Origin of the sequence: Komagataeibacter medellinensis NBRC 3288 (genome assembly GCF_000182745.2) — a bacterium.
GTDB classification, from domain to species: Bacteria; Pseudomonadota; Alphaproteobacteria; order Acetobacterales; family Acetobacteraceae; genus Komagataeibacter; species Komagataeibacter medellinensis.
This window is the reverse complement of sequence record NC_016027.1, coordinates 3,065,251-3,078,542: the sequence shown is the minus strand read 5'-3', so window position 1 is coordinate 3,078,542 and position 13,292 is coordinate 3,065,251. Positions and strand designations below refer to the sequence as shown.

Genomic DNA, 13,292 nt, shown 5'->3' with positions numbered 1-13,292 from the left:
CTGGTGACCACACCCACTGACCATACCCATCGGGCCAAATGCGCAGGTGCATGGCCGTACGGCCGTGAACAGTGCGGATATTCTTTTTTAAAAACGCTTATCGCGTGCATGAAAAAAGAGGAAAGGCCTGCATGGCCTTTCCCCTCCGTACATTTTCCTCAGCGTTTATTACGTTACGACGTGGCGACTTTTGCTTTGATGAACTCTTCCACAATCGTGTTGACCGCCGTGGCGGCCTCAAGCTGGGGCATGTGCCCCGTATCGGCCATCATGTGACGGGTAATAGCGGCGGGCAGGCCCTCAGCCTGTGTGGCAGGCAGGATTTCATCCACCTGCCCCCAGATCAGGGTAACAGGCATGTCAGCGGTCTCGATATCGGGGCGCAGGTCATCAGCCTGCTGGCCTGCGGGGAAACAGGCGGCCGCGATCGTACGCAGCGCCGCCTCCGCCCCGTCCAGCCGCTTGTAACGCAGCACGTCATCGGCCATGCGCCGACCGATCAGGGATTTGTCATGCACTAGGTATTTCAGCACATCCTGCAGGGCACGCACCCGGTCGGCTTCGATGAAGCCGTTGATGAAATCCATGTTGATCTGCCGCCCCATGCCTGCGGGGGCAACCAGCACGAGCGAGGCCACACGCTGCGGGGCCATGCGCGCAAGCGTGAGCGCAATGCCACCACCCAGTGAATGACCCATGACATGCACGCGCGACAGGTCGAGATGATCGAGTAACTGAATGGTTACACCTGCAAAGAACTCCAGCGTGCCCGGTCCCACATCCTTCGATGAGCCACCATGTCCCGGCAGGTCGAAGGCAATGACACGCCGCCCATGCGCCAGAGCCGCATGGTTGAACATCCAGTTCTTCAGGTCGCCGCCAAAACCGTGGATGAGCACAAGCGGGGCCTCATCCCCCTCGCCCCGTTCATGCACGCGCAGGGTATGCTCGCCTACCGTGACCATAACCGGCTCATCGGTAGTCTCCGCGCCTTCCGCCGTTCCCGCATTTTCGGCAAACTCCGCCTGAAAGCGGGTTACGAACGCATCGATATCCGCATCCGTCACGGCCGTATCGGCCACAACACCAATCAGCGCGCCAACGGGCAGCATTTCGCCATTGGCCGCAACCTGCCGGCGGAATGTACCCGCCAGCGGACTTTCAAACGTGTTGGTGATCTTGCTGGTCTCGATATCAACCAGTTCCTCGCCCGCCGTAATGGTGGCGCCGGGTTCGACCAGCCAGCCGGCAATCTTGCCTTCGGTCATGGCAAGACCGAATTTGGGCATAGTGATGGGGGTGATGTTCTGTGCCATGTCAGACTTTCTCCGCTACGCGATGGTTCATGGTGGCGGTGACGGCAGCCTCGATCTTCTCCACATTGGGCATGTAAAGGCTTTCGAGCACCGTGGCGAAGGGAACCGGTGTGTGCGGTGGCACCACGCGGCGGATGGGCGCGCGCAGGGTATCGAATGCTTCTTCCGCCACCAGGGCCGCGATGTCGGTCGCCATGTTGCAGCGCGGGCTGGATTCATCAACAATCACCAGCCGCCCGGTATCGGCCACGCATTCCAAAATGGTGTCGCGGTCAAGGGGCGATGTGGTGCGCGGGTCAATGACCGTGCAGCTGATGCCCTTCTTTTCCAGCCGGTCGGCGGCCTGGTTGGCCATGCCCACCATGCGGCCGAAGGCGACAATGGTCACGTCATCGCCCTCCCGTGTCAGGTTGGCTTCGCCAAAGGGAATGGTATAGGCCTCGTCGGGCACGTCCTCCTCCTCATCATACATCACTTTATTTTCAAGGAAGATGACCGGGTCATCATCGCGTATGGCCGAAATCAGCAGGCCCTTTGCCTCGTAGGGGGAGGACGGGATGACGACCTTCAGCCCTGGTATGTGGGTAAACAGCGGGTACAGCGCCTGACTGTGCTGGGCAGCAGCATTGAAGCCCGCGCCATACATGGCGCGGATGACCAGCGGCGTGCGTGCCTTGCCGCCAAACATGTAGCGGAACTTAGCGGCCTGATTCATGATCTGGTCAAGGCAACAGCCGACAAAATCCACAAACATCAGTTCTGCCACCGGGCGCAGGCCGGTGACTGCGGCACCTGCCGCGGCACCGATATACGAGGCTTCAGTAATGGGAGTGTCGAGCACGCGGGTTGCGCCAAACTCCTCATACAACCCCTTGGTTACACCCAGCACACCGCCCCAGGCGTCCGTTACACCCGCAGAGCCACCACGGCCACCGGCCACGTCCTCGCCCATCAGGATGACAGTGGGGTCGCGGCGCATTTCCTGCCGTAGGGCTTCATTGATCGCCTGCCGAAAGCTTTTCTTGCTCATTGTACGTTTCCTTCCTGCTTCTGGGGGCCTGCTCAGTAACGGACGTAGACATCAGCCATCAGATCGGGCGCCTGGGGCAGCGGGTCATTCTTGGCACGGATGACGGCGGCCTCGATCTCATCGGCTACGGCGGCATCCACCTCGTCCAGTGCGCTGCCCTCGAACAGGCCCGCCTGGGTCACGCGGTCGCGGAACAGCTTGAGGCAGTCATGGTCACGCCGGGCCTCGGCCACCTCATCGGGGGCACGATAGGTCATGGCATCGCCTTCAAAATGGCCATACCAGCGTTGCAGGTGCACATGCAGCATAGCCGGGCCGTTGCCACCGCGTGCATGGGCAATCGCTTCGCCCGCCGCCTGGTGCACGGCAAAATAGTCCGAGCCGTCACACTCGATATAGGGCATACCGAAGGCCGCTGCCCGCGCCTTCTGACTACCGGCACAGGCATAGGATGCAGCCGTGGCCTCGCCATAGCCATTATCTTCCACCACGAACACGGCGGGCAACTGCCAGACGCTGGCAAGGTTCAGGCTTTCAAGCGTTGTGCCCTCGTTAGAGGCGCCATCGCCATAGAAGGCAACGGCCACCGCGCCATCACCCAGCGTCTTGTGCGACAGGGCGGCACCACAGATCAGCGGCGGGCCGCCGCCCACAATGCCGTTGGCCCCCAGCATGCCACAGGTCAGGTCGGCAATATGCATTGACCCGCCCTTGCCCCGGCACACGCCGGTGCTGCGGCCATAGATCTCGGCCATCATGCCCGCAACCCCCACGCCCTTGGCAATGCAGTGCCCGTGGCCACGATGGGTACTGGCAATGGTATCGTTATCGGTCAGGTTGGCGCACACGCCCACAGCCGAGGCTTCCTCGCCGCAGTACAGGTGCACGAAGCCGGGTATTTCGCCGGTTGCGAATTCAACATGCAGGCGCTCTTCAAACATACGGATGGTACGCATCGACCGGTATGAGCGCAGCAGCGTTTCACGCGCTATTTGCATGGGTGTTCCCCTGTTCTTTCTGCCTCCGCCCCTCATGCATGCTGGCATATGGCGGGCTGGGGGCAGCACACACGCTTTGCCGCCATCCGGGCAACAACGCGGTAGGGATGTTTCACGTCCATGTGAAAGGGATGGTACGAAGTGTCGCGAAACTGCGACATGCGGCAAGCTCTATTACCTGTATCCCATCCATTTATCCCAACCTGAAGAACCAGCATGTCGCATGGCTCCCGTTTCCTGTTTTCCGCTCCCCCCCTTGCCACCCTTGCCGGGACTGGTACGGGACTTGAAGCTTCATGGCAGCGCTGCCAGCACGAATACGCGCTGAACCCGGCCACTCCGATGCTACCCAGCGTTCTGTCGGGTGCCGAACTGCGGCAGTGTGCCCAGCATGCTGGGCGCATCATGCATTTTGCCGCCCCCGAACTGGACCTGCTGCATGCGGCGCTGGAACCGGTGGGCTATACGGCCATGCTGGCCGATACCGAAGGCGTGGTACTGGATCACCGCACGGCGCTCCCGCTGCGGCGCGGGTGCCGCCGCTGGCATTTCTGGCCCGGCGCCGTGTGGCATGAACGCCATACCGGCACCAACGGTATTGGCACCTGTCTGGCCGAACAGCGCAGCGTGAGCGTGCACCGCAACCAGCACTGGCGCAGCGGGCTGCATGGGCTGGCGGGCGTGGCCACCCCGGTCTATGACCCTTCAGGCCGCATGGCCGCATGCCTGAACGCCAGTTCGTTCCACCCCACGCCAGAAGGTACCCTGGGTGCACTGATCGCCTCCGCCCTGTTGCAGGCGGCGCGCCAGATCGAACGGACCTGCTTCATGGACCGCTACCGCGGCCATGCGATCATGCTGCTGGGGGCGGCACTGGGATCATCAGTGCCCATGGTAGCTCTGGACCGCGAGCGCCATGTCGTGGGCGCCACCTTTGCCGCGCGCATGCAGATGGGCATTGCCCCCGCACAGGATGTCAACCTGTGCCTGCTGGATGATACGACAGCCCCCCGCCCCACCACCCCGTTGCGTGATGCACAGACCGCAGCCATCCAGGCCGCACTGGCCAGCGCACGCGGCAAGGTGGCGGTGGCCGCGCGCATGCTGGGCATCAGTCGCTCGACCCTGCACCGTCGGATACGCAACCTGGGTGGCATACCGGCCGCACGTGCCTGATACCGGGACCGCCGGTTCAGGTCCGTGCGCGCCACCTGCCCCACGCAGCCCAGCCCCGCCATGCCACCATGGCCATCAGTAGGGCAGCATAGCTGACACTGGTGGCATTATAGGTCTTGAACGCCATGAGAAAATGCACGGCTGCAAGCCCGGCCACCACATAGACCAGCCGGTGCAGCCTGCCCCATCGCCTACCAAGATAGCGCATGGACGCACGATTGGACGTAGCCGCCAGCGGCACCAGCAGCATGAAGGCGGCAAACCCGACCATAAGGAATGGGCGCTGCGTCACGTCGCGTACCAGCACACCGATATTGCCCTGCTGGTCCAGCCCCACATACACCCCTACATGCAGGCACACGTAACAGAAGGCCAGCAGCCCTAGCAGACGGCGGTAGCGGATCAGGTTCAGCCCGGTCAGCGCGCGCAGTGGTGTCACCGCAAGCCCCGCCAGCAGGAAACGCACCGCCCACAGTCCCAGCCAGCGTTCAAACACATTGACCGGGTCCGGTCCCAGTTCATCATGCGCGCCATACCAGAAATAGAGGGTAGCCGGCAGCAGGCCCAGCAGGCCCAGCGCTCCTGTCTCGCCCGGCCATGGCACAAGCAGGCGGTTGCGGCGCGTGCCGGACAGATAGGGCATGCTCAGTAATTCCGCCGCAGGTCCATGGTGCCATACAGCCCCGCCACCTGCTCGCCATAACCATTGAACATGAGGGTTTTCTTCCGCCCACCCCCCAAAAATCCCCCCGCTCCGATCACCCGCTCCGATGCCTGACTCCAGCGCGGGTGATCAACTTCGGGATTGACGTTGGCGAAGAACCCGTATTCATCAGCATTCATCTGGTTCCACGTCGTAGGCGGCTGTTTTTCCACCAGCCGGATGCGGGTGATCGACTTGATGCCCTTGAACCCGTATTTCCACGGCACCACCAGCCGCACCGGTGCGCCATTCTGGTTGGGTAGGGTTTCCCCGTACAGGCCCACCGCCAGCAGCGTCAGCGGGTGCATGGCCTCATCCAGTCGCAGTCCTTCAACATAAGGCCATCCCAGCGAATCAAGCCCACCACGCTGGCCGGGCATCTGCGCGGGCCGCACAACGGATTCAAAGGCGACATAACGCGCGCTGCCCAGCGGTTCCGCCTGGGCAAGCAGGCTGGAAAGCGGAAAACCATCCCATGGAATGACCATGGACCATGCCTCCACACAGCGCATGCGATACAGGCGTTCTTCAATCGGCATCGCGGCAATAAGCTGGTCGATGTCCCATACACGCGGACGGGCCACCAGCCCCTCGACCGAGAGAGTCCACGGCCGCGCGGCGAAACTGGCCGAAAGGGCGGCAGGGTCCCCCTTGTCCAGGCCGAATTCATAGAAATTATTGTAATGGGTGACATCAGACAGGGGCGTCGGCTTTTCTGCTGCCTGAAAGGGACCGGGACGTGCATGCAATGTTTCCGCCCGTGCACGCGGCACAAGGCGGCTGGCTACCCCCATTGTCACCCCGGCCAGCAGTGTACGCCGTGACAGCCATACCGAACGCGGCGTGATTTCATCTGGTGAAGGCCGGGGGTAAGGCGTGTGTGCCATGATGCACCTCCTGCTCGGAACATGGGAACACCAGCCTAACGCGACAGATCCCGTCCCGTCTTCCTGAAACCCGCCCTGACGCATTTCCACCGAACCGGTTTTCGATGGAAATGCGCCAGTTTATGTTTTTACGGGTATCTTCACCTGTTTGAATGCGCGCATTCAAACAGGATCTGTTCTAGCGCAGCAAGCCTTGGATGCGGCTCCAGATCACATCAGCCAATATCTGGTGCCCGGCCTGCGCGGGATGGGTCGTATCGGCATCCCACGTTGTCTGGTCCAGCACATTGGTCAGCTTTTCACCGGGGGCGAACGGATCGATCTCGATATCGGCGGCAATCGTCCCGTTCTGGATGGCTGCATGCACCGCCTGTCTTGGCGCGCCCTGTGTCGTGGCCTCATCAAGGATGGCGACCCGGTAACCCGCTTTTTTCAGCCTGCTGACAATCTGTGACAGGTTACGGACCGTGTCATCCGTTGCAATGTGATTGAACGGCAGGTGATCGTTATACCCGCCAAAAACTACGGCAACGCGTCGGCCTGGCCCTGCTGCTACGCTCTCGGCAGCTGGCACCATGCCTAGCATCTGCCTGCTGGTCGCACCGGAGACGGCAAAATTATAGCTCTGGTAGCGTGCGAAACGCTGCATGAGATAAGGCCAGTTCGTGCCATCGCTCAGGCGGAAACCTTCCGTCCGGCTATCGCCGATCGCAACAACAACATTGCGTAACTGCGGCATGTAGTTACCCAGTACCGCAGCAGATGCCTGAAAATTCGCGACTTCGCCAGGTGTTGCCGTATGGTCGGCAATGACGATACCCGTCCACTGCCCGGTATTGCGCCCCTGAACGAACCATTCCCCTCCATCGGCATTGTAGCCGATATAGCCGCCCGTCAGCGCATCATTGCTCAGCATGCCGGGATGCTGGACACGGGCATTGCCGGACTCAAGCGTGTAGCCCGTGGGGGTGGCGTTTACACCAAAGGCCGCAGGGGAATTGGTCATGACAAGGTTCGTGCGCTGGTCGGGACTGCGCGGGTCAGCCACATGTACAAAACCATCAAACGTATAGCTACCCGTGAAAACCTTGAATTCATGCCCGCCCCCTCCCAGCATGACCGGGACGGGAAAAGCCGCGTAACCGGAATTGGATGAGGCATAGGTGCCGGTCGTGCCAAAGAAAAAGCCATTACCCGCAACCTTCACCCCCTGTGGCAGCACAAAACCGCCGGGGCCATTATTCTCTCCCCACGACAGGGTTTCCTGCCCCGCCACCTGAACGGCACCGATATGCACCACATGCTGGCCCGGCGTGGCCGTGATGTGATTGCCGTGGCCCGACTGGTCATAAACGCGGGTAACGGTGGCAAAGGTTCCGCCATCACGCGTGGACAGGGCGCGATGCAGCGTATCGGTATCCAGCGTGCCATCGGGGTGGATGACAAGGGTGGCCGTGACCTGCTGACCCCCCACGACCGTCTCGATATCTACGGCTGGGCCGCTATAACCGCTGACCATGCGCGTCGGCCCACCGGCAAAAATGGTATGACGGCCAAAGCTGTCGGCGGGATATGTGGTCTGCTCGCCCTCCCACCGCGCGGCGCCGGGTGCAACCGATACCGCGCGCCAGGCATGGCCACCGGCCTGCCACAGATCACCTGCTGCATAGCCATGGCGGGCATCGTCATTATGACCAGGTGGGCGGTTCAGTCCCTCACTTGCGCCATCACGCGCGGGAACGCAGGTCTCTCCGTCATGATCCACGGGCGGGCACTGTGCCGCCATGGCCAGGGAAACACCGTTGCCTACGGCCAGTACTGTCATGCAGGCAAGAAGTTTTGTGCATGTTTTCATACCTTGCAGTTCCCCGATATTATTGGGCAATTACCAGTCTGAATATTTCCTGCCGTCTTACTGACCATCAAAAGCATAGTGAGCCATCCACATGCCGCTGGTTTCAGACCAGTTGCCTGCGCGGCTATAGCCGCCCTCCATCCCCACACGCAGGCGATGGGTAAACTGGTAAACAATACGACCGTGCACATTGCCCGCAAGGCCGCTTGCACCCTCATCACCATAATAATCCGGCTGATCTGCAACAGAAAGCGCCTGAAGATTAGAATCTTTAGGGTAGTACGGGGCACCATTACTATGATAATGCTGAAATCCCGCCTCCCCCCGCAGGAACCACGTCCACCGCTTGTTATGACCCGACCATTCGACCGGCACCATAGCACCATAATACTGCTGCGGAGAGAAGTAACCGCCCTGCCCCCATGTAAAGAAGTAAGTATCGCGCTTGTAGCCAAAATACATGAGGTCAAGCCCAACCCGCAACCACTGTCGGTCATGCATCTGCCACACCGTGGCACTGCCACCCGCACTGGCTTCTGCTTCGGTATTGCCAATGACATGCGTGCCGCCAAGATAGGCAAAGCCACCGCCTGCGTACACGTTCCATGTTGGCTCGGACCATTCAAGCGCGCCATGGCCGAACATGCGCGTTACCCCACCCCACAACTTGCCCGTGCCGGGGTCACGCTCACCGGCATAAGACAGTTCGCTATCGGTCACCATGCGGCGACCACCGCTGATGCGCAGGCCAAGGTTGCGGGTCAGACGGGGCGAGAACTCTACCCCGCCCACCACATTGGTAATGGGGAAACCAAGCGGTGAGGACCCTACATCAGCTGCAAACCAGTGATTGACATAATTCAGGCTCAGCCCCACGCCCTGCATATAATTATGGTGCGCGTAACCGGGCATCGGCTTATTGACGGCATCGGTGCCGTATTCATGCTCCGAATAGGAATTGCCCAGCGGGTTACCCGTGAACAGGAACGTAGGAATGACTGAAAAGGACAGCCTGTGCTCCCACGATTCAAACGGCAACGTGCCCGTAATCGGAACGGCGAACTCCGTAAGCTGCCCTAGCCCCGCAATGCCCGTCCTGCTGCGTACGAAAGTATTGGCATCGATCTGGGGTGAGACGGAATCGCGCAGGTAGACGATCTGGCGATCCATGGCCTCCGGCCCGTCGTCTTCGGGAATGTAGTGATAGCTCGCGGGAAGGGTCGCGCCGTGCAGGTTGATATAGTTGCTGTCAATCTCGGGCCAGCGATAATCGGGCAGAAAGCTTTCATGCTGCGGCTCTGCGCAGATGCCTTCGCCATCAAGCGTGCACTGCGCGTGGCGCGCATGTTCCACATCAACCAGTTGCAGGCGGGTATTGCCCTCGATCCGCTCGATATCGGAACGGACTTCCCAGCTCATCGGGCCGTCAGGATCTTCCTGCGCCAGTTGGGTGGAATAGGCCTTGGCCGCTGCCATCTGGTGCAGCCCACCCGCATCGCGCGCGGCTGCGGCAAGGGCATATATGTTGTGCGGCTTGAGGCGCAGGGCAACCTGGTCTTCTTCCAGCGCGCGCCGGGCCAGGTTGCGGGTCTGGTAGACACGCCCCATGGCCAGATGCGCCTCAACCGAATCCGGATGCGCCTGCAGCACTGGCGCCAGCACCTGATAGGCTTGTGCGGTCTGGCCATAACGGTCAAACCCATCTGCTGTCATGATCGCAAGACCGATTGCGATCTGGTTACGGATCTCACGCTGGTCCGCCGTTATATCGGCAGGCCGGACCTGGGCAATGGCATCAAAGCCATTAAGGCAGCGCGTGGCATCAATGGAGGAATGCAACCGCAGGTAGACACCCGCATAGGCCAGAAGCTGGGAGGGCTGGGGCGGCTGGGTCAGCCGCTCCTCCTCTGCCAGTACCTGCTGTGCATCCTGCGGGGCATGGCGGTCAAGCAGCGCATTGGCAATACGCATGCCGCGCTCACCCGTAGGATCGGGCCGGTCAGCCAGCGCCATCAGCAACGCATTGGGCGCGCGCGGTGCGCGGTTGAGTTCCTGTATGCGCCGGGCCAGTTCAATCTGTTCGGCCACGCGCGCTATTCCGGGGCTCTGGCTACCCGCTGGCATACGTGCCATGAGTTGTTCGGCACGGGCTAGGTCATGGCGGCCCATGGCATAGATGATCGCGGCCTGCAGGTCCTCGGCCGTAACGGAGCGCCCACTGGTCACACCATCCATGACGGCCTGGGCCTGTGCATGATTACCTGCTTCATCCAGCGCATGCGCCAGCTTGAGCCGGACCCACGGATCCGCAGGTGCCATGGCCAGGGCGCGGTTCAGCAGTTGGAGTTTTTCGTTATTATTGCGAGTCCGGTCCGACTGAGCCGAAAGATCGGCTACTTCCAGATGGCGCGCAAGGTCGGGACGCACATGGTGCAGCCGCACGATAATATCCTGCGCCTCGGGCTCCCGGCCGGTTTCGATCAGTATGCCGCCCAGGTTGAACAGGGCATCGGCATTGCCCGGTACGCGGCGCAGGATTTCACGATAAAGGTGCTCGGCTTCGGCCAGATGGCCCTGCCTGCGCTCCAGCATGCCCTTCAGGGACATGAGTGTAACCGTATTGCCCCTGTGAGCCAGTTGCGCAAGGTCCGTCTGTGCCGCATCGTACCGCCCGGAATTAATGGCCTGTATGATACGTGCCACCAGCGGGTCCATGCCACCACCACCGCTTTCCATCGCCTTGATGGCTGCGCGCCAGTGAGGAGCGGAATCCGGGTCCATCTCCATGGCCTGCTGGAAATACTGCCGGGCCAGAGCTGCCTGCTGGCGGCCCTGCGCCACAAGTCCCAGCCCACCAAGCGAATCCGCATCATGCGCATTGATGGCCAGGGCACGATGGAACTCCGCAGCCGCACCTTCCAGGTTCCTGCCTGCCAGCAATTCGTAGCCATGCTGGCGGTAATTGGCGGCATCAATGGTGTTCTGCGTTTCCTGCGCCTTGTGCAGGCGATCAATGATTTCCTTGTCGTCCGGGTGCATGCCAAGCCACTCGTTATAGAGCGGGATGGTAGGGCCGGTAATCGGCTCCCACAGCAGCACGTCACGCCAGGCGGCCATGGCCCCATCCCGTATCCCGGCGGAAGCATGGGAGCGGGTAAGCTGACGCAACCCCTCCAGCCCCTCGTCACGCGAGGAGGCGCGATAGGTCAGAATCCGGTCAAGCATCAGCTTCGCATCCAGATCGCGCGGGTTGCGCGCCACCCATGCGGCAAGCTTGGTGCGCGCTTCCTGATAGCCAAGAATGGTGGCTCCCAGCACGCGGTAATACTCCATGGCCAGGTCTGGTGGCGGGTCGCCGTTCTTGAACAGGGCCTTGTACTTGAACATCGCGGGCATCATCTTGCCCGAAGCCACAAGGGCACGAGCTTCCGCCAGGGCCTTGGGGTCCACCGGTCCGGCCTCTATCTGGGCCTTGAGGTCAGACACCAGTCCCGCCGCACCGCCATTGTGGATCAGTCGGTTAAGTGTAGCAGAAGCCAGCTTGGGCTGACCCTCAGCCATCTGTGCTCGGCCCAGTAGGAAAATGGCTTCATTGTTGTCCGGCTCGATCGAAAGCGCGCGCTGGATCGTCTCGCGCGCCTTGGGCAGGTTGTGCTGCCCAAGCCAGTAATAGCCCTGGTTCAGCAGTAACCGGCCGCTCTGGGCCGCCTTGATTATGCGGCCTGTCTGTGCAGTGTATTCACGGGTTTCCAGTTCCATGGCAACAGTTCGTGGAGCCGGTTGATCTTGTGCTCGTTGATACGGGCCAGGACGTCGGCGAGGTAATCGTGCGGATTAAGCCGGGAGAGTTTTGCGCTTTCGATAAGCGTCATGGCATCAGCGATGTTGTCGCCCCCGGTGTCGGATCCGGCAAAGAGATAATTTTTTCGCCCCACGCATACGGGCCGTATGGCGCGTTCGGCAGGATTGTTGTCGATGGCGACACGACCATCTTCGAGGAACAGGGTAAAGGCCTTCCACCGGTTGAGCGCATAACGGATCGCTTTTGCCAGTTCCCCCTTTCCAGGGATACGGGCAAGCTGTGTTTCGCACCATGCGTGGAATGCTGTGACACGGGGGCGGCTTTGTTCCTGTCGGACAGCCAGACGATACGGGGCCGGGTGTCCGGTGATCTGGCGCTCGATATCGTAGAGCTCTCCGATCTGTTCAAGTGCTTCCCTTGCGATTGTCGAATCACTGCCCTTCCAGACATCATGGAAGGCCCGGCGGAGATGAGCCCAGCAGGCCGCTTCGCGCACGTGCACGGTTCCTGTTGCGTCTGGTTTATACAGATCCCTGAACCCGGCGTAGGCGTCAGCCTGCAGAATGCCCCGGAACTGTGCCAGATGGGTCTGGGGATTGATCCCCTTGCGATCGGGAGAGAACCAGTAGGCCACGGCGGGCGGATCACTCCCTCCCCATGGGCGGGGATCGCGCAGATAGCTCCAGATCCGCCCTTCCTTCACGCCCCGGGGTTTGCCAGCCTGACGCAGACGGGGGTCAAGAACCTGGATGGGTGTATCATCAGCATGTAGCAGGTCTGCCTTTACGACATCCTGACGGATCAGATCTGTCAGAGGACGCAGAACGGCAACGGCCTGACCACACCAGTCGATCAGGGTTGAACGGGGAATGTCCACACCCTGACGGGCAAAGATCTCATTCTGACGATAAAGCGGAATGTGGTCATCGAATTTCGAGACCAGGATATGGGCTAAAAGCCCGGTGCCAGCCATCCCCCGTGGGACAGGGCGCGACGGTGCTTCAGGCTGCACCAGTGTTTCGCAGTGACGGCAGGATTTCTTCAGCCGTGCCGTTTCGACAACTTTCAGTTTTGCCGCAATAAAGTCCAGTATTTCGGTGACATCTTCGCCTACAAGACGCAGGGGACCGCCACAGGCAGGACAGGCCTCACCTGGGTCGAGAACAATACGCTCCCGTGGTGTCGTGTCAGAAACCTTTGGTTTGCCACGCTGCCGTGGGGGAGAGAGTGCATCATCGCTGACATCATGCTCCCTGATATCAGGAGAAGGATCGGCTGCCGCGATGGCGATTTTTACATCTTCAAGGAGCAGTTCGAGTTGTTCAATCTCACGGTCTATCTTTTCTGAACTGGCCCCGAATTTCTGTTTCTGAAGACGTGCGATCCGGATTTTGAGAGACTGGACAAGAGCTTCATACGCACGGGCTGACGCAGAAAGCCGAGCCACTTCGGTCTGCAGGGAAACAATCATTTCCCTCAGGGTATCCGGATCATCAGGCAGGACCGCAGGTGCAGACGTCATTAT

Annotated in this window: 9 protein-coding genes; 1 reads left to right on the top strand and 8 read right to left on the bottom strand. The window is 60.8% G+C overall.

Going from position 1 to position 13,292, the window contains the following annotated elements; all coding sequences use genetic code 11:
• Positions 1–173 precede the first annotated feature (173 nt).
• The 3 genes from GLX_RS14280 to GLX_RS14270 are packed head-to-tail and all read right to left on the bottom strand — an operon-like array spanning position 174 to position 3,344.
• Positions 174–1,316: an acetoin dehydrogenase dihydrolipoyllysine-residue acetyltransferase subunit gene (locus GLX_RS14280; protein WP_014106663.1), complete on the bottom strand. Its 1,143-nt coding sequence runs from the start codon at positions 1,314–1,316 to the stop codon at positions 174–176.
• A 1-nt stretch (position 1,317) separates the two neighbouring features.
• Positions 1,318–2,346, bottom strand: a complete 1,029-nt coding sequence (locus GLX_RS14275) for an alpha-ketoacid dehydrogenase subunit beta (RefSeq protein ID WP_014106662.1) — start codon at positions 2,344–2,346, stop codon at positions 1,318–1,320.
• Positions 2,347–2,378: 32 nt separating this feature from the next.
• Entirely contained in the window at positions 2,379–3,344 is a 966-nt protein-coding gene (locus GLX_RS14270) for a thiamine pyrophosphate-dependent dehydrogenase E1 component subunit alpha (RefSeq protein ID WP_014106661.1), read from the bottom strand.
• Between the two features lie 216 nt (positions 3,345–3,560).
• Between GLX_RS14270 and GLX_RS14265 the strand changes: the two genes are divergently transcribed.
• On the top strand, positions 3,561–4,520 hold the full coding sequence (locus GLX_RS14265) for a helix-turn-helix domain-containing protein (protein WP_014106660.1): 960 nt from the start codon (positions 3,561–3,563) through the stop codon (positions 4,518–4,520).
• A 16-nt stretch (positions 4,521–4,536) separates the two neighbouring features.
• On the opposite strand, the gene msrQ is transcribed toward GLX_RS14265, so the two are convergent.
• The 5 genes from msrQ to tnpC form a co-directional block, all read right to left on the bottom strand.
• A complete protein-coding gene (gene msrQ / locus GLX_RS14260) occupies positions 4,537–5,163 on the bottom strand; it encodes a protein-methionine-sulfoxide reductase heme-binding subunit MsrQ (RefSeq protein WP_014106659.1) in 627 nt (208 codons plus the stop codon).
• Between the two features lie 2 nt (positions 5,164–5,165).
• Complete coding sequence (gene msrP, locus GLX_RS14255; RefSeq protein ID WP_041247466.1) at positions 5,166–6,110, bottom strand: protein-methionine-sulfoxide reductase catalytic subunit MsrP; 945 nt, start codon at positions 6,108–6,110, stop codon at positions 5,166–5,168.
• A 178-nt stretch (positions 6,111–6,288) separates the two neighbouring features.
• Positions 6,289–7,965, bottom strand: coding sequence for an SGNH/GDSL hydrolase family protein (locus tag GLX_RS14250; protein ID WP_014106657.1), 1,677 nt, complete (start codon positions 7,963–7,965; stop codon positions 6,289–6,291).
• Positions 7,966–8,022: 57 nt separating this feature from the next.
• Positions 8,023–11,724 carry a cellulose biosynthesis protein BcsC gene (locus GLX_RS14245; RefSeq protein WP_014106656.1) on the bottom strand — a complete coding sequence of 1,234 codons (3,702 nt, stop codon included), beginning with the start codon at positions 11,722–11,724 and terminating at the stop codon, positions 8,023–8,025.
• A complete protein-coding gene (tnpC, locus tag GLX_RS14240) occupies positions 11,679–13,289 on the bottom strand; it encodes an IS66 family transposase (RefSeq protein WP_007397838.1) in 1,611 nt (536 codons plus the stop codon). The genes GLX_RS14245 and tnpC overlap by 46 nt, the downstream gene beginning before the upstream one ends.
• Between the last annotated feature and the right edge of the window lie 3 nt (positions 13,290–13,292).